This is a genomic window from Pseudomonas sp. GW823-FHT06E10, from assembly GCF_058794995.1.
In genome coordinates this window covers 65,288-81,596 of sequence record NZ_JBXAHJ010000014.1, presented here as the reverse complement: position 1 = coordinate 81,596, position 16,309 = coordinate 65,288, and the positions used below count along the sequence as shown (strand labels likewise).

Genomic DNA, 16,309 nt, shown 5'->3' with positions numbered 1-16,309 from the left:
GTTCGCTGCCCGCTCACAACAGGAGGCTTGCCTTTGCTGAGTCCGATTTCTACAGCCACGTTTTACCCCTTCGAGGTGCACCGAACATGAGTGCATCGTCCATCCCTCCAAGCGGCCTGATCCGCATGAATCCGCCGGTGTTCTGGTTCTCGGCAAGCTTCATTCTGTTGTTTGGTGTCGTTGTCATCGCCATGCCCGAGCAGGCCGGTGCCTGGTTGCTGGCGGCGCAAAACTGGGCGGCCAATACGGTCGGCTGGTATTACCTGCTGGCGATGACCCTGTATCTGGTCTTCGTGGTGGTCACCGCCTTGTCCGGCTACGGCAAGATCAAGCTCGGTGCCGACCACGACGAACCCGAATTCAGTTATTTGTCCTGGGCCGGCATGCTGTTCGCCGCCGGGATCAGCATCACCCTGTTTTTCTTCTGTGTGTCCGAGCCGCTGACCCACATGCTGCAACCGCCCCAGGGTGAGGCCGGTACGGCAGATGCTGCGCGCCAGGCGATGCAGATTCTGTTTCTGCACTGGGGCCTGCATGGCTGGGGCGTGTTCGCCTTTGTCGGCATGGCGCTGGCCTACTTTGCCTACCGGCATAACCTGCCACTGGCCCTGCGCTCGGCGCTGTATCCGCTGATCGGCAAGCGCATCAATGGCCCCATCGGCTACGCGGTGGATGGCTTCGGCATCATCGCCACGGTGTTCGGCCTCGGTGCCGATATGGGCTTCGGTGTGTTGCACCTCAACTCGGGCCTGGACTACCTGTTCGGCATCGCCCACACCCAATGGGTTCAGGTCGGCCTGATCACCTTGATGATGGGCGCTGCGATCATCGTTGCCGTGTCCGGCGTCGACAAGGGTGTGCGAGTCATGTCCGACATCAACATGCTGCTGGCCTGTGCGCTGCTGCTGTTCGTGCTGTTCGCCGGCCCCACGCAGCACCTGCTCAACACCCTGATCCAGAACCTTGGCGATTACCTCGGCGCCTTGCCGATGAAGAGTTTCGACCTCTACGCTTACGACAAACCCAGCGACTGGCTGGGCGGCTGGACAGTGTTCTACTGGGCCTGGTGGATAGCATGGTCACCGTTCGTGGGCCTGTTCATCGCTCGGATTTCCCGTGGTCGCACCATCCGCGAGTTCGTCTTCGGCGTGCTGCTGATTCCGCTCGGCTTCACCCTGGCGTGGATGTCGATCTTCGGCAACAGCGCCATCGATCAAGTGCTCAACCACGGCATGAGCGCGCTCGGCATGTCGGCCATCGACAATCCGTCGATGACGCTCTACCTGTTGCTGGAAACCTACCCGTGGAGCAAAACCGTCATTGCGGTCACGGTGTTCATCAGCTTCGTGTTCTTCGTCACCTCCGCCGACTCCGGCACCGTGGTGCTGTCGACGCTGTCCGCCAAGGGCGGCAATCCTGATGAAGACGGGCCGAAATGGCTGCGGGTTTTCTGGGGCGCGATGACCGCATTGGTGACCAGCGCGCTGCTGTTTTCCGGCAGTATCGATGCGTTGAAGTCGGCGGTGGTCCTGACCTCGTTGCCGTTCTCGCTGATCTTGCTGTTGATGATGTGGGGGCTGCACAAGGCGTTTTATCTGGAATCGCAGAAGCAGATTGCGCAGATGCATTCCTTGGCACCGGTGTCCGGTTCACGGCGGGGCGGTTGGCGCCAGCGCCTGAGTCAGGCGGTGCATTTCCCGTCGCGGGATGAGGTCTACCGTTTCCTCGATACGACGGTGCGTCCGGCGATTGAAGAAGTGTCTGCCGTGTTCACCGAAAAGGGTTTGCACGTAGCGACACACCCGGACCCGGCCAATGACAGCGTCAGCCTGGAAATCGGCCATGGCGACCAGCATCCGTTCGTTTATCAGGTGCAGATGCGCGGCTATTTCACGCCATCGTTTGCCCGTGGCGGGATGGGTTCCAAGCAACTCAACAATCGTCGTTACTACCGGGCCGAAGTGCATTTGAGCGAGGGCAGTCAGGATTACGATCTGGTGGGCTACTCCAAGGAACAGATCATCAACGACATCCTCGACCAGTACGAACGGCACATGCAGTTCCTGCATCTGGTGCGTTGATCAAGGCCTTCACGTTTCGGAGGTCAACACCATGAACAACACCAGCGCCGCCACCGGGACACCGAACACGGCGCTACCGACCACCAGTTCGCTGCTCAATGGCTGGCCGGCATGCACTATGCCGACTGCGCCATTGATTAGCGTCAGTGCCAGCCACAGCAGGATAAAACTGTAGGCCAGGGTCTGGCGGGTGAAGCCGACTTTCTCGCCGATGTAGAGCATCAGCGCCAGGAGAATCAGGCCGAAGGTGATGATGATGGTGGTGTGCATGAACTGTCCCGCCCTTCAGATGTGCATTGCTTTGGAGGCAGCCATCGCGAGCAAGCTCGCTCCCACATTGATCTTGGTTGCTCACAAAATTTGTGCTCAAAGGAGATCCCCTGTGGGAGCGAGCTTGCTCGCGATTGGGGGCGCTGCGGTCTCAGTGTGAACTCAGTTAAACCAACCCGCCATTCACCCGCAAAATCTGCCCATTGACCCAACCTGAATCCGGCCCCGCCAGAAACGACACGACACGGGAAATGTCCTCCGGCTGCCCCAGACGCTCCAGCGGCGCCATTTTGGCGAAGGTCTGAATCTGTTCTTCGCTCTTGCCATGCAGGAACAAGTCGGTGGCCACGGGCCCGGGAGCCACCGCGTTGACGGTGATGTTGCGCCCGCGCATTTCCTTGGCGAATACCTGGGTCAGAGATTCCACTGCCGCTTTGCTGGCGATGTACACCGCGTAGCCCGGCAGGTTCATGCCGACGGTGCTGCTGGAGAAGTTGATGATCCGGCCACCGCTGTTCAGGCGGGTTGCCGCTTCACGCAGGGTATTGAAGGTACCGCGAGCGTGGATGTTGAAGTTCTGCTCGAACAGTTCGTCGCTGTGTTGCGCCAGCGGTAGCACTTTGAGGATGCCGGCGTTGTTCACCAACACATCGACCTTGCCGAACTGGGTTTCAACCTCGTCGAACATCCGGCGTACGTCGTCGGCGTTGGCTACATCGGCCTTGATCGCCAGGGCCTGGCAACCGGCCTGACGCAGCTCCACCACCAGTTTCGACGCTTCGGTGGCGCTGCTGGCGTAGTTGATGGCAACGGCGAAACCTTCGCTGGCCAGTTGTTTGGCGATGACCGCGCCAATGCCGCGGGAGGCGCCGGTCACGATGGCAACTTTCGGAGTTTGATGAGCCATGTTGGTGTTCCTGTTGATGGGGTGTGAAGCCAATTTCACATGTTTACTCAGGGCGATAAATGCACGAGAGTTGCCTTGACTGTTCAATAATCGCCAACAATCGAGTGCCTGGAGTGAGCTGTGGATCAAGTCAAAGCGATGAAGGTTTTTGTGCGGATCTACGAGCGCAGCAGCTTCACGCAGGCTGCCGATGACCTGAACCTGCCACGCGCGACGCTGACCCACACCTTGAATCAGTTCGAGGCCTGGCTGGGTACGCGTTTGTTGGAGCGCAGCACGCGTAAAGTGCGTCCGACGCTGGATGGCGAGGCGTACTACCTGCGTTGCGTGCAACTGCTGGCAGAGCTGGAAGAAGCGGAATTGGCGTTTCGCGGTGTGGCACCGAAGGGGCGGTTGCGGGTGGACTTGCACGGGACATTGGCCAAGCACTTCGTGATCCCTGCTTTGCCACAATTCATGGCGCGTTATCCCGACATCGAGCTGTCCATTAGCGAGGCTGACCGCTTTGTCGACTTGATCGCCGAAGGCGTCGACTGCGTGCTGCGCGCCGGCACTTTGAGCGACTCCGCGCTGATCGGAAAACGTGTCGCCAACCTACGCCAGATCACCTGCGCCAGCCCTGCCTATCTGCGTAAAAACGGCGAGCCAAAAAGCCTCGACGACCTGAAGTACCACCGCGCGGTGAACTACGTCTCACGCACCACCGCCAAGTTGTTCCCGTTCGAATTCATGGTGGACGGCGAACTCAGGGAAGTGACCATCGATGGCGCCGTTTCGGTGTTCGGCGCCGAAATCTACGCAGCCTCGGCCATCGCCGGACTGGGCTTGATCCAGTGCCCGCATTACCGGATGGAAACGCAGATCGCCCAGGGGCTGGTGAAGGAAATCCTCACCGAGACACCGCCGCCGCCAATGCCGGTGTCAGTGCTTTATCCACACAATCGACACATGTCGCCACGGGTTCGGGTATTTGTGGATTGGTTGGGAGAGGTGTTTGCGCAGGCCCGGTAGCTGGTAAATGGGGAGCATGTGAAACGTTTCAGCCATTAGTCGAATCCGGGGTTTTCTGGCGTCTGTCCGGGCGTATGCTGGGCGACTGGCAAAGCAGTCGATACCAGATTCAAGACAGACAAGAGAGGATTCGATGACTTACACCGCTGCCGAAAACCGCTACGACTCCATCCCTTACCGCCGCGTGGGCCGCAGCGGCCTGGTGTTGCCGGCGCTGTCGTTGGGCCTGTGGCACAACTTCGGCGACAGCACGCCGATCGATACCCAGCGCGCGTTGTTGCGCACGGCATTCGATCTGGGCATCAACCATTTCGACCTGGCCAACAACTACGGCCCGCCGTATGGCAGCGCCGAGATCAACTTCGGCCGTTTACTGCGCGAAGACTTCAAGCAGTACCGCGACGAGCTGATCATTTCCAGCAAGGCCGGTTGGGACATGTGGCCCGGCCCTTACGGTCAGGGCGGCGGTTCGCGCAAGTACGTGCTGGCCAGCCTCGACCAGAGCCTGCAACGCCTTGGCGTGGACTACGTCGACATCTTTTATTCCCACCGCTTCGATCCGGACACCCCGCTGGAAGAAACCGCCAGCGCACTGGCCACTGCGGTGCAGCAGGGCAAGGCGCTGTACATCGGCATTTCGTCTTATTCCGGGGTGAAAACCCGCGAAATGGCGACGTTGCTCAAAGAGTGGAAAGTGCCGCTGCTGATTCACCAGCCGGCCTACAACCTGCTCAATCGCTGGGTGGAAAAAGACCTGCTCGATACCACCGACGAACTCGGCACTGGCGTGATTGCCTTCACGCCGCTGGCGCAGGGATTGCTGACCGACAAATACCTCAACGGCGTGCCGACGGATGCACGGGTCAATCGTCCGGGGGGTGGTTCGTTGCAGGCGTCGCACTTGTCCGAGGCCAACATCGCCCAAGTGCGGGCACTCAACGAAATCGCCAGGCGTCGTGGCCAGAGCCTGGCGCAACTGGCGCTGGCCTGGACCCTGCGCGATCCTCGGGTCACTTCGGCCTTGATTGGCGCGAGCCGGCCGGAGCAGATCATCGAAAACGTCGGGGCGTTGAAGAACCTGAGCTTTAGTGCAGAGGAACTGGCGGAGATTGACCGGTTTGCCCAGGAGGGCGGGATCAATCTTTGGGAGAAGCCTTCGACGGCGGAGTGAGCTTTCTGGAAGGCAAATTTCTGAATCACGGATAAGCCAAGGTAGAGGTAAAGTGGCTTGTCCGTGATTAGTTTAAGAGGTATGCGTGGTCGTTACTTTTTGCTTGGAAAGCCGAGTATTTCTGCTGTCTCGCTGAAAAATGTATCCCTCGCAGACCTCTTTCTGAGCTGCATGTCGATCACTTGCGATTGATCAGGCAAGGTGAAATAACCCTTATCCAAGCTACATAGGCTCTCAAGCGTCGGTAGAGGCAGGCCCAGTAGCTGTCTGACTTGAGACCGGGAAAGTACCTTGTTCTCCACGAGCATTTTTACGCCTCGTGCAATTAACTGAGGTCTTTCAAAGTCAAAGTCAGCGTCCATAGGTTCACCTTTGACCCAGCCTCTTGCTGATCTGGCTTTCCATAATCTGGTTGTCGTTGTGTCGTTGATTATCTCTAGGTCTAGACACCTATGAACCATCGCTGCCACGGACACCTTCCAACGTGGCTTTAGTGCTAGCAAAGTATCCAGAGTAGGCCAGCGAATCTCTCGTAGGAAGCTTTCTGCCGGCATCAGGAATGCGCTTGCGAATCGATGTGCCTGTGATTCGAGCAGTGCGTAATTCGATTCGTACTGTTCCTTCGAAATATTCCGATGGAGAACGATATGACCCAATTCATGGGCCGCATCGAATCGATTACGTATGCCGTTCGCCTTATCTGCAACTAGAAGCACGTAAGGCCGCTGATCCAGCTCATACCAGTTTGATACACCATCCATTTTCAGGTGGCCTAACGTCGTTCGAGTGCAGACGATGCCCGCATTTTCAAGCACTTGAACGACATTGGGTATGGGAGCAATTCCCAAGCCCCACGCTTGGCGACATTCGGTGGCCATTCGTTCGATTTCTTCGTCGGAAATCAGCAGGCAATTGCTTTCTTCTAGATGTGGAACATTAACAGCGACAAACTCAAGGCTTTCCTGAAGCTTGTAGGAGATGTCTTGAAGCCACTCCAGGCGTACCTCCGCTATTTCCCTTGCGTTAGCAGTGGCGCTCACCTGTGAGCGGAAGAAGAACGGCTTGCTTTCACTCGTCACGATTTGTTTCTCGAGCAACCAGTTTTCACTGACGCCAAAGACCTCGCATAGCCGTTGGAACGCATCAGCTTCAGGAACTTGAAGCCCGTTCTCCCACTTAGAGATGTTTCCAGAGGCACGTCCTACCATTTCGGCCAAAGCGGTCTGGGTGATACCAAACGTGAGCCGTAACTGCTTGAGACGTTCGGACTGAAAGCCCGCGACTCCGGTTCTCATGGTTCACCTCTTGGAATTTTGCTCATCATTAGTTTGGTCTTCGATTTCTTCGGCGCGGCGCATCTTATCTCGCAATTTCACCAATTCAATCGGTTTCTGATCAGTTACCTGATTGTCAGAGTAGCCCTGAAGAAGCTCTTCGAACGTGCAGTCCATATGGAAGCCTTTGCCGTTGAAATATGGCACAGCCATCATGATTGCTCGAGGCTCTGATTGGTCCTCTGAACGTGGAGGCGGTGCATGAACTACGACAAGGGCATGGATCAGCTGTTCAGTTACGGTATGCGTCAACCCGTCAATCCAGTCCATCTGAATGGAAGCTAAAGATTCGTTCAAGGTTTTCAGCTCGGTGCGGTGTTTCGCAGCACGAATTTCTTTTTGCCAAGGAAGGACGACAGATGTGATTCGCAAATTTCCCAGTTCCAATAGCACGTAATTGTGCCCTTTTGGATCTGTCGTTTTGATTATTGGGTTCCATCGTTTCATCCCAGCAAGGGCGTCTTGAACAAGTGAATGGCGTAAGTGGCCTCGCAGGTCTTCGTGAGGAGTATGCACAAGGAGATCCTGCACCTCCTTTGAAGCTTTTTGAAAGGTTTGAGGAATCAAAACCCCAAGCTCGTCAAAAAAATCTTTATCGACTTGCGAACGAATGAAGCCTTGAATTTCTTCTTTTGTGACCATGCGTTTCACCACTGACTGTTCGGTAAGCGGATTTTTACGCCTTTTTTATTCGTTATGGAAGAGCTTGCTGTTTTTTTATACAGTTGGAAATAAAGTGTACGTGTCTCTATCCAGAATGGGGCCTGGACAAAAACTACCGAAAAAACGGCACATCCCCCAACACCGTCGCCCGCTGCATCACCCGCCGCGCCGGCCGGTAGTCATCCACTGCGTAATGCTGGGTCACGCGGTTATCCCAGAATGCGATGTCGTCTTTCTGCCAGCGCCAGCGAATGGTGAATTCCGGCCGCGTTGAATGGGCGAACAGGAACTTCAGAATCGCCTCGCTTTCGGTTTCCGACAGCTCGTTGATCTTCGAAGTGAAACCTTCGTTGACGAACAGCGAGCGGCGCCCGCTTACCGGGTGCGTGCGGATCACCGGGTGCGACAGCGGCGGATTCTTGCGCCGTGCTTCTTCCCACTGGGCCAGTGCCTGGGGCGTGTTGCCATAGCGCTCCAGCGGAAACGAACGGGTGAAGTCATGGGTGGCGGTCAGACCTTCGAGCAAGGTTTTCAGCGGCGTCGACAGGGCTTCATAGGCGGCAATCCCGCTGGCCCATAACGTGTCGCCACCAAACTCCGGCAGCAGCTTGGCACTGAGCACCGCGCCCATGGCCGGGGTTGGCAGGAAGGTCACGTCGGTGTGCCAGATCGCGTTGTCGCGCACGTCGGTGACGGCGGTGTCGAGGATCAGCACTTCCGGTTGTTCCGGCACATTGGGGTAGATCGGGTGAATGTGCAGGTCGCCGAAATTCGCGGCGAATCGCGCCTGTTGCTGTGGCGTGATCGGCTGGTCGCGGAAGAACAGCACCTGATGCTTGAGCAGGGCCTGTTCGATGGCATCGCGCTGTTCCAGGTTCAGCGGCTGGCTGATGTCGATGCCGCTGATCTGTGCGCCGAGGGCGGAGCTTAGGAGGACGATGGTCAAGTCACTCATGGTGATTCTCTTGAAATTCGGGGGTGTTGATTACTGTGGGAGCGAGCTTGCTCGCGATAGCGATATGTCAGTCACAACAGTGGTGTCTGACACTCTGCAATCGCGAGCAAGCTCGCTCCCACAGGGTTTCTTACAGGGTAATCATTCAGTGAACCTGACCATGCCACGGCACCAGTTTGCGTTGCAGGGCACGCAGGCCGAGCTCCATTGCGAAGGCGATCATTGCGATCACCAGAATCCCCAGTACCACCACATCGGTGACCAAAAACTGCGCGGCCGATTGCACCATGAAGCCCAGACCGCTGGTGGCGGCGATCAGTTCAGCGGCGACCAGCGTCGACCAACCCACGCCGAGGCCAATGCGCACACCGGTCAGGATGTCCGGCAAGGCACTCGGCAAAATGACGTGGCGAATCAACTGCACGCGCGTTGCGCCGAGCGACTGCGCGGCACGCAGTTTGGCCGGGTCGACCGTGCGCACACCGGTGGCGGTGGCAATGGCAATCGGGGCGAAGATTGCCAGGTAGATCAGCAGCACTTTCGACAATTCACCGATGCCGCACCAGATCACGATCAGTGGCAGATAAGCCAACGGAGGAATCGGCCGGTAGAACTCGATCAGCGGGTCGAGCACACCACGGGCGATACGGTTGGCGCCGATGGCGATTCCCACCGGCACGGCGGTGAGGATCGCAAAGCCGAGGCCCAGGCCGATGCGGCTCAGACTCGCGCCCAGGTGCTGCCACAGGGTTGAATCCATATAACCCGAGGTCGCCAGTAGCCAGCCTTTTTGCAGCACGGCGGAAGGTGGTGGCAGGAACAGCGGCTCGATCAAGCCGGTCGCCGTCACGGCCCACCAAATAGCAACGAGAACGACCAGCGTCAGCACACTGATCCAGCGAGTGCTCAAACGGCGACTTGCCGGAATTACGGCTGAGCCTGGCGTTATCGCCGCGACGGGAATTTCGTAACTGCTCATGCGCGCTCCTGCCGCTGGGCGGCGCTGCGTTGGGAGAACACTTTGGCGAGTACGTGTTCGCGGGTTTCGATAAAACGCGGGTCGGACTTGATCGAGCGGGCCGACTCACCGGCGGCATAACGCTGACCAAAATCGAGGCTCAGGCGTTCGACGATTTGCCCCGGGTTGGGCGCCAACAGAATCAGGTCGGTGGCGAGGAACACGGCTTCTTCGATGTCGTGGGTGATCAGGAACACCGGCTTGGCGGTGCGTTGCCAGACCTGCAGCAACAGCTCCTGCATCTGCTCGCGGGTGAAGGCGTCGAGGGCGCCGAAAGGTTCGTCCATCAGCAACACGCGCGGGTCGGCGGCGAGGGCGCGAGCCAGGCCGACACGCTGCTTCTGGCCGCCCGAAAGCTGCCAGATGCGGCGCTGTTCAAAACCGGACAGATCGACCAGGGCGAGCATTTCCCTGGCGCGAGCTTCGCGTTTTTCCCGGGCGATACCGGCCAGCTCCAGGCCGAACCCGACGTTGGCCAGCACGTCTTGCCATGGCAGCAGCGCGTCGTCCTGGAACACCACGCCACGCTCGGCACTCGGGCCTTTGACGGGCACGCCGTCGAGGGTGATGCGCCCGGCGCTGGGTTCGACGAAACCGGCAATCAGGTTCAACAGCGAAGTCTTGCCACTGCCGGACGGGCCGAGGGCGACCAGCAATTGCCGGGGGCCCAGGCTCAGGGAGATATCCGCCAACACCGGTTCCGGGTTGCCGGGGTACTGTGCGCTGATGCGCTCCAGCTGTAGCAAGGCCATCGCGTTGACTCCCGATCAGTTGGTGATGAACTTGGCGCTGACGTACGGCGCGTAGTCCGGCAGCACGGCCTCGACCTTGCCTTGTTCCTTGAGGAACGCCGCGGTGTCGGTGATGGCTTTGGTGGTCGGCGCGCCGAGGGTGAGCACCTGGTCAGCCGCCAGCGGGTAGACGTTGCCTTGCAGCAGCAATGGAATGTCACTGGCCTTGGCTCCAGACAGCTTTACCAGCTTGTCGACGTTGCCCTGATTGGCGAGCCAGGCTTGCGGGTCTTTGCGGTAATCGGCGTAGGCGTCCAGAGTCACTTTGGCGAACGCGGTGACGATCTCCGGGTGCTTCTCGGCGAAATCCTTGCGCACGATCCAGGCATCGAAAGTCGGTGCGCCGAACTTGGCCAGCTCGCCGGAGGTGATCAGCACTTTGCCGTTTTCCTTGGCGACACCGAGGGCCGGATCCCAAACGTACGTGGCGTCGATGTCACCGCGTTTCCAGGCGGCAATGATCGCGGGTGGAGCCAGGTTGAGAACGGTGACTTTCGACGGGTCGATGTTCCAGTGCTTCAGCGCGGCGAGCAGGCTGTAGTGGCCGGTGGATACAAACGGCACGGCGATTTTCTTGCCGATCAGGTCTTGCGGGGTCTTGATCCCGGAACCGTCGCGGGCGACCAAGGCTTCGGCGGCGCCGATCTGGGTGGCGATGAGGAAGGTTTCTACCGGGACTTTGCGAGTGATGGCGGCGGTCAGGGGGCTGGAACCGAGGTAGCCGATCTGCACGTCACCAGAGGCGATGGCGGCGATGATATCGGCACCGTTGTCGAATTTGCGCCAGCTGATATCGGCCTTGGTGGCCTTTTCGTAGGCGCCGTCAGCCTGGGCGACTTTCGCCGGGTCAACGGTGGTCTGGTAGGCGACGGTGAAGTCGGCCGCCTGGGCAAAAAAACTCGCGGTAGCCAAGGACGCGGCCGCCAGCAAGCGTAGAGGGAAAGTCAGTTTCATCAGAAAGCTCCTTGTCAGGCGACCGAGTGTCGGCGTGAGAAAGAGACTAAATGATCTAAGAATTCGAAAATAAATAACTTTTTCGAATTAGCTTATGAGAGGACTACTTGAGGAGCGACCGCTATGCGGTCATCGCGAGCAAGCTCGCACCCACAGTGGACCATTGAACCCTGTGGGAGCGAGCTTGCTCCGGGCGGCGTTCCGACGATAAGGTCCGCAGGACCTTCGAAGGTTAGTTACTGATCGCCAGAATGCTCGCCTGATACGCCCCGACAAACACATCGAAATCACCGACTTCGTTCTGCTCCAGCTCAGCCTGCTGAGCCAGCGACGAACGCGCCCGCTCTTCAAACTGCGCCTGTTCCTCAGCCGGCAACGGCTCGCTGCGGAAGAACTCGGCATGGGTCTGGCTCTGGCGCAGGGAGAACTGGGCAAAGCTTTCCTTGTGTTCGGCCATCGCCGCCAACACCTGGGCCGACGGTGTCAGGGACGGGTCCTGGACCTTGGCCATCTGGGCGTCCAGCGCCTTGCTGTGGGCGTCGCCGCCATGGCTCTGGTCGAGCATAGCCGCCAGAGGGGCGATTTTTTCCAGCAGCTCGCCGGCCCATTCCTTCAGGTCGACCGGCTGGCCATCCCGTTGCAGTTGCAGGCCCGGACGGCGACCTTCCTTGACCACGCTGAGGAAGTTCGAAGTCGCGTTGCCACAACTGGTGCTGGTGAGCAGCGGGCTGTCATTGAGCGCGCAGTACAGCAGGAACGCATCGAGGAAGCGTGACTCGGTCAGGTCGATGCCCATCGGCAGGAACGGGTTGATGTCCAGGCAGCGTACTTCGACGTACTGGATGCCACGGGCCATCAGTGCCTGGATAGGGCGCTCGCCGGTGTAGGTCACGCGTTTGGGGCGGATGTTGGAGTAGTACTCGTTTTCGATCTGCAGGATGTTGGTGTTGAGCTGTACCCACTCGCCATCCTGGTGGGTGCCGACTTCGACGTACGGCGCATACGGCGTGGCCACCGCTTTGCGCAGGCTGTCGGTGTAGCTGTTCAGATCGTTGTAGCACGGTGTCAGGCCAGCCTGGGCGTTGCTCTGGTAACCCAGGTCGCTCATGCGCAGGCTGGTGGCGTACGGCAGGTACAAGGTCTGCGGGTCCAGTTGTTCCAACTGGTGCGAACGACCACGCAGGAACCCGGCGTCCAGTGCCGGCGAGGCGCCGAACAGGTACATCAGCAGCCAGCTGTAGCGGCGGAAGTTGCGGATCAGCGCGATATAGGACGATGACTGGAAGTCGCGGTCGGTGCCGACAAAGCCTTCGGCCTGCTTGAGCAACGGCCAGAGTTTTTCCGGCAGGGAAAAGTTGTAGTGGATGCCGGCAATGCATTGCATGGTCTTGCCGTAACGCAGGGCCAGACCCTTGCGGTAGACGTACTTGAGCTGCCCGATATTGGACGTGCCGTAATAGGCGATCGGGATATCTTCCTCGGCCGGCAACGGGCACGGCATCGATGGGCTCCACAGATACTCGTTGCCGAGCTTGCTGTAGGCAAAGCGGTGAATGCTGTCCAGGCTCGCCAGCGTATCGGCAGGATCGGGCAGGGCCGGGGTGATGAACTCCAACAGCGACTCCGAATAGTCGGTGGTGATCTGTTCATTGGTCAGCGCGGAACCCAATTCTTCCGGGTGCGGCGTTTGCGCCAGGCGACCTTCATCGGTCACGCGCAGGCATTCACGTTCGATGCCGTGAAGGCACTGTTCGAGCAGAGAGAGGTTAGCGCGCTCGCCGAGCAGGGCCAGGCGGCGGTTGAGAAGTTCGCTCAAGTTGGATTCCTTCACGCGTCAGTCGCCCCAATATGGGGGTGGGCAAGACGGTCTACAAGGGTGAAGTTAAAACTGGCGTTTTCGCCTGGTTTTGGATCTCGCCGCAATCGATGTGGGAGTGGACCTGTGGCGAGGGGGCTTGCCCCCGTTGGGCTGCGAAGCAGCCCCAAAACCTCTGATGTTCCAAGATATTGTGAGTGCTACGCACTCAAACGGGGGCAAGCCCCCTCGCCACAAGCCCGCTCCCACAGGAAATTCCGACACTGTGGTCACAGCGCTGAAATTAACTCAATTTGATGACGACTAGCTACAGGACAGCGAACGTGCCTTGTGCTTTTGCGACCAGTTTGTCGCCCTGCATCACATCAGCCTCGACCACCAACGTGCGGCGGCCCGGATGAATCACCCGTGCCGTGCACATCACCTCGCCGTCAGAGACGGCGCGAATGTAGTTGATCTTGCACTCGATGGTCGCGCTCTGCTGGTCAAAGCCGTGGGTGCTGGAACAGGCCAGCCCCATGGCAATGTCCACCAGGCTGAACAAGGCCCCGCCGTGCAGCTTGCCACCGCGATTGCGCAGCTCGGGCTCCAGCCCCAGGGCGACTTGCGCCACCCCGGTTTCCAGGCTGTGCAAGCGGCAGCCCAGCAGCTTGAAAAACGCGCTTTCGGTCAGCCCGGCGGGAATGTCCATCAACGTTTCTTCAGCTGCTTGGCATTGGCGAACAGCGAAGCCATGGCGTTGTTGCTCGGGGCCGCTGCCGTGGTTTCCTTGCGCGGTGCGGTGTTCTGGGATTGGCGTGGCGCCGAACCCGGACGTGCGCCGCGGGCACCGTCGATTTTCTCGCCCGGAGTGTCGCTCATGCGCATCGACAGGCCCACGCGTTTGCGCGGGATGTCGACTTCCATGACCTTCACTTTCACCACGTCACCGGCCTTCACCGCTTCGCGAGGATCCTTGATGAACTTCTCCGAAAGCGCAGAGATGTGCACCAAACCGTCCTGATGCACACCGATATCGACGAAGGCGCCGAAGTTGGTCACGTTGGTCACCACGCCTTCGAGGATCATGCCCAGTTGCAGGTCCTTAAGGTCTTCGACGCCTTCCTGGAACTCGGCGGTCTTGAACTCGGGGCGAGGGTCGCGACCGGGTTTTTCCAGTTCCTGGAGGATGTCGGTCACGGTCGGCAAACCGAAGGTTTCATCGGTGTACTTCTTCGGATCGAGACGCTTGAGGAACGTGGCATCGCCAATGAGCGAGCGGATGTCACGGTCGGTTTCGGCGGCGATGCGCTGAACCAGCGGATAGGCTTCCGGGTGAACCGCCGAGGAGTCCAACGGGTTTTCGCCGTTCATGACGCGCAGGAATCCTGCGGCCTGTTCGAAGGTTTTTTCACCCAGGCGCGCGACTTTCTTCAAGGCTGCGCGAGTCTTGAATGCGCCGTGCTCATCGCGGTGGCTGACGATGTTCTGCGCCAGGGTCGCGTTGAGGCCGGAGATCCGCGCCAGCAGTGCCACGGAAGCCGTGTTCACGTCGACGCCGACGGCGTTCACGCAGTCCTCGACCACCGCATCCAGGCCACGGGCCAGTTTCAGCTGCGACACGTCGTGCTGGTACTGGCCGACACCGATGGATTTCGGATCGATCTTCACCAGCTCGGCCAACGGGTCTTGCAGGCGACGGGCAATCGACACGGCGCCACGGATCGACACGTCCAGATCCGGGAATTCCTTGGAAGCCAGTTCCGAGGCGGAGTAAACCGATGCGCCGGCCTCGGAAACCATGACCTTGGTCATCTTCATGGCTGGGTATTTTTTGATCAGTTCAGCGGCCAGCTTGTCGGTTTCGCGGCTGGCGGTACCGTTGCCGATGGCGATCAGGTCCACCGAGTGCTTGGCGCACAGGGCGGCGAGCACGGCGAGGGTCTGGTCCCACTTGTTGTGCGGCACGTGCGGGTAAACCGTGGCGTGATCCAGCAGCTTGCCGGTCGAGTCGACCACGGCGACCTTGCAACCGGTGCGCAGGCCCGGGTCGAGACCCAAAGTGGCGCGCGGGCCGGCTGGGGCCGACAGCAGCAGGTCGTGCAGGTTGTGGGCGAATACGTTGATCGCTTCGGTTTCCGCGCCATCGCGCAGCTCACCCAACAGGTCAGTCTCCAGGTGGGTGTAGAGCTTGACCTTCCAGGTCCAGCGCACCACTTCACCCAGCCATTTGTCGGCGGCGCGGTTCTGGTTCTGGATGCCGAATTGCTGGCCGATCATGCCTTCGCACGGGTGCATGCTGCCCGGCAGTTCGTCGCCAACTTTCAGCGCGGAGCTGAGGATGCCTTCGTTGCGACCACGGAAAATCGCCAGCGCGCGGTGCGACGGCATGCTTTTGAGCGGTTCGTCGTGTTCGAAGTAATCGCGGAACTTGGCGCCTTCCTCTTCCTTGCCGGCAATCACGCGGGCACTGAGGGTGGCTTCCTGCTTGAGGTAGCTGCGCAGCTTGTCCAGCAGGCCGGCGTCTTCGGCGAAGCGTTCCATCAGGATGTACTTGGCGCCTTCGAGGGCAGCCTTCACATCGGCCACGCCTTTTTCCGCGTCGATGAAGCGTGCGGCTTCGGTTTCCGGGCTCAGGGACGGGTCGTTGAACAGGCCGTCGGCCAGCTCGCCCAGGCCTGCTTCGAGGGCGATCTGGCCCTTGGTGCGGCGCTTCTGCTTGTACGGCAGGTACAAGTCTTCGAGACGGGTCTTGGTGTCGGCGAGCTTGATGTCGCGTTCAAGTTGCGGGGTCAGCTTGCCCTGCTCCTGGATGCTGGCGAGGATGCTGATACGCCGTTCGTCGAGTTCTCGCAGGTAGCGCAGGCGCTCTTCCAGATGACGCAATTGCGTATCGTCGAGGCTGCCGGTCACTTCTTTCCGGTAACGGGCGATGAAGGGAACGGTAGAGCCTTCATCGAGTAGCGCGACGGCCGCTTCGACCTGTTGTGGGCGTACACCGAGTTCCTCGGCGATGCGGCTGTTGATGCTGTCCATAAAACCACCTGACAAATTGTGAAAGCAGGCTCGCAGGCGCAGAGATAGGGCCTGGGCGAGTCTGGTTGAGCGGCCTGGCCTGCGCCGCTACCTGGATCAAAAGGTATCCCGTTGACCCGTGAAATCGAACAATTACTGCCGGCGCCATGAAAAAAAATGGTGTCCGTCTGTAGTACCTGTCTGATGTTGCCTGACACAAAAGGCCGCGCATTATAACCAGCGTTCCGGCATTCGGGGACATCGCAGGTTGCAGGTGAAATGGCCGGTTTTCTGGCACTAAAGGAAAAATCTGCTAACAATGCACACGGTGCGTATAACGGCAG

Annotated in this window: 14 protein-coding genes; 3 read left to right on the top strand and 11 right to left on the bottom strand. The window is 59.3% G+C overall.

Annotation, left to right across the window (positions count from 1 at the left end; translation table 11 throughout):
• Positions 1-125: 125 nt before the first annotated feature.
• Positions 126-2,081: a choline transporter BetT gene (betT, locus tag AC1Q6Y_RS21455; protein ID WP_191626061.1), complete on the top strand. Its 1,956-nt coding sequence runs from the start codon at positions 126-128 to the stop codon at positions 2,079-2,081.
• A 9-nt stretch (positions 2,082-2,090) separates the two neighbouring features.
• Here betT and AC1Q6Y_RS21450 read toward each other — a convergent pair whose 3' ends face one another.
• The gene (locus AC1Q6Y_RS21450; protein ID WP_090452496.1) at positions 2,091-2,351 is read right to left on the bottom strand and encodes a hypothetical protein; all 261 of its coding nucleotides are present in this window, start codon (positions 2,349-2,351) and stop codon (positions 2,091-2,093) included.
• A 166-nt stretch (positions 2,352-2,517) separates the two neighbouring features.
• Positions 2,518-3,258 carry an SDR family oxidoreductase gene (locus tag AC1Q6Y_RS21445; protein ID WP_218495356.1) on the bottom strand — a complete coding sequence of 247 codons (741 nt, stop codon included), beginning with the start codon at positions 3,256-3,258 and terminating at the stop codon, positions 2,518-2,520.
• 120 nt (positions 3,259-3,378) lie between these two features.
• Between AC1Q6Y_RS21445 and AC1Q6Y_RS21440 the strand changes: the two genes are divergently transcribed.
• On the top strand, positions 3,379-4,269 hold the full coding sequence (locus AC1Q6Y_RS21440; protein ID WP_218495354.1) for a LysR family transcriptional regulator: 891 nt from the start codon (positions 3,379-3,381) through the stop codon (positions 4,267-4,269).
• 133 nt (positions 4,270-4,402) lie between these two features.
• Positions 4,403-5,440, top strand: a complete 1,038-nt coding sequence (mgrA, locus tag AC1Q6Y_RS21435) for an L-glyceraldehyde 3-phosphate reductase (RefSeq protein WP_492625118.1) — start codon at positions 4,403-4,405, stop codon at positions 5,438-5,440.
• A gap of 92 nt (positions 5,441-5,532) precedes the next feature.
• Here mgrA and AC1Q6Y_RS21430 read toward each other — a convergent pair whose 3' ends face one another.
• The 9 genes from AC1Q6Y_RS21430 to AC1Q6Y_RS21390 all read right to left on the bottom strand — a co-directional run bounded on the left by AC1Q6Y_RS21430 (position 5,533) and on the right by AC1Q6Y_RS21390 (position 15,986).
• A complete protein-coding gene (locus tag AC1Q6Y_RS21430) occupies positions 5,533-6,735 on the bottom strand; it encodes an XRE family transcriptional regulator (protein ID WP_492625117.1) in 1,203 nt (400 codons plus the stop codon).
• Positions 6,736-6,738: 3 nt separating this feature from the next.
• The gene (locus tag AC1Q6Y_RS21425; protein WP_492625116.1) at positions 6,739-7,416 is read right to left on the bottom strand and encodes a hypothetical protein; all 678 of its coding nucleotides are present in this window, start codon (positions 7,414-7,416) and stop codon (positions 6,739-6,741) included.
• A gap of 133 nt (positions 7,417-7,549) precedes the next feature.
• Complete coding sequence (tauD, locus tag AC1Q6Y_RS21420) at positions 7,550-8,392, bottom strand: taurine dioxygenase (RefSeq protein WP_492625115.1); 843 nt, start codon at positions 8,390-8,392, stop codon at positions 7,550-7,552.
• A 145-nt stretch (positions 8,393-8,537) separates the two neighbouring features.
• Positions 8,538-9,371 (bottom strand): taurine ABC transporter permease TauC, encoded by an 834-nt coding sequence (tauC, locus tag AC1Q6Y_RS21415; RefSeq protein WP_492625114.1) that lies wholly within the window; start codon positions 9,369-9,371, stop codon positions 8,538-8,540.
• The gene (gene tauB / locus AC1Q6Y_RS21410; RefSeq protein WP_154861255.1) at positions 9,368-10,162 is read right to left on the bottom strand and encodes a taurine ABC transporter ATP-binding subunit; all 795 of its coding nucleotides are present in this window, start codon (positions 10,160-10,162) and stop codon (positions 9,368-9,370) included. Before tauB ends, tauC begins: the two co-directional genes overlap by 4 nt.
• 15 nt (positions 10,163-10,177) lie before the next feature.
• Entirely contained in the window at positions 10,178-11,155 is a 978-nt protein-coding gene (gene tauA / locus AC1Q6Y_RS21405; protein ID WP_046040783.1) for a taurine ABC transporter substrate-binding protein, read from the bottom strand.
• Between the two features lie 232 nt (positions 11,156-11,387).
• Positions 11,388-12,971, bottom strand: a complete 1,584-nt coding sequence (gene gshA, locus AC1Q6Y_RS21400; protein WP_492625113.1) for a glutamate--cysteine ligase — start codon at positions 12,969-12,971, stop codon at positions 11,388-11,390.
• A 307-nt stretch (positions 12,972-13,278) separates the two neighbouring features.
• Positions 13,279-13,662 carry a PaaI family thioesterase gene (locus AC1Q6Y_RS21395; protein ID WP_218495341.1) on the bottom strand — a complete coding sequence of 128 codons (384 nt, stop codon included), beginning with the start codon at positions 13,660-13,662 and terminating at the stop codon, positions 13,279-13,281.
• The gene (locus tag AC1Q6Y_RS21390) at positions 13,662-15,986 is read right to left on the bottom strand and encodes a Tex family protein (RefSeq protein ID WP_349734779.1); all 2,325 of its coding nucleotides are present in this window, start codon (positions 15,984-15,986) and stop codon (positions 13,662-13,664) included. Before AC1Q6Y_RS21390 ends, AC1Q6Y_RS21395 begins: the two co-directional genes overlap by 1 nt.
• Positions 15,987-16,309 lie beyond the last annotated feature (323 nt).

What these genes read in the sequence shown, in the direction of transcription:
- betT (WP_191626061.1), top strand. Translation starts at nt 126, where the DNA reads ATGAATCCGCCGGTGTTCTGGTTCTCGGCAAGCTTCATTCTGTTGTTT.
- AC1Q6Y_RS21450 (WP_090452496.1), bottom strand. Translation starts at nt 2,351, where the DNA reads ATGCACACCACCATCATCATCACCTTCGGCCTGATTCTCCTGGCGCTG.
- AC1Q6Y_RS21445 (WP_218495356.1), bottom strand. Translation starts at nt 3,258, where the DNA reads ATGGCTCATCAAACTCCGAAAGTTGCCATCGTGACCGGCGCCTCCCGC.
- mgrA (WP_492625118.1), top strand. Translation starts at nt 4,403, where the DNA reads ATGACTTACACCGCTGCCGAAAACCGCTACGACTCCATCCCTTACCGC.
- AC1Q6Y_RS21430 (WP_492625117.1), bottom strand. Translation starts at nt 6,735, where the DNA reads ATGAGAACCGGAGTCGCGGGCTTTCAGTCCGAACGTCTCAAGCAGTTA.
- AC1Q6Y_RS21425 (WP_492625116.1), bottom strand. Translation starts at nt 7,416, where the DNA reads ATGGTCACAAAAGAAGAAATTCAAGGCTTCATTCGTTCGCAAGTCGAT.
- tauD (WP_492625115.1), bottom strand. Translation starts at nt 8,392, where the DNA reads ATGAGTGACTTGACCATCGTCCTCCTAAGCTCCGCCCTCGGCGCACAG.
- tauC (WP_492625114.1), bottom strand. Translation starts at nt 9,371, where the DNA reads ATGAGCAGTTACGAAATTCCCGTCGCGGCGATAACGCCAGGCTCAGCC.
- tauB (WP_154861255.1), bottom strand. Translation starts at nt 10,162, where the DNA reads ATGGCCTTGCTACAGCTGGAGCGCATCAGCGCACAGTACCCCGGCAAC.
- tauA (WP_046040783.1), bottom strand. Translation starts at nt 11,155, where the DNA reads ATGAAACTGACTTTCCCTCTACGCTTGCTGGCGGCCGCGTCCTTGGCT.
- AC1Q6Y_RS21395 (WP_218495341.1), bottom strand. Translation starts at nt 13,662, where the DNA reads ATGGACATTCCCGCCGGGCTGACCGAAAGCGCGTTTTTCAAGCTGCTG.
- AC1Q6Y_RS21390 (WP_349734779.1), bottom strand. Translation starts at nt 15,986, where the DNA reads ATGGACAGCATCAACAGCCGCATCGCCGAGGAACTCGGTGTACGCCCA.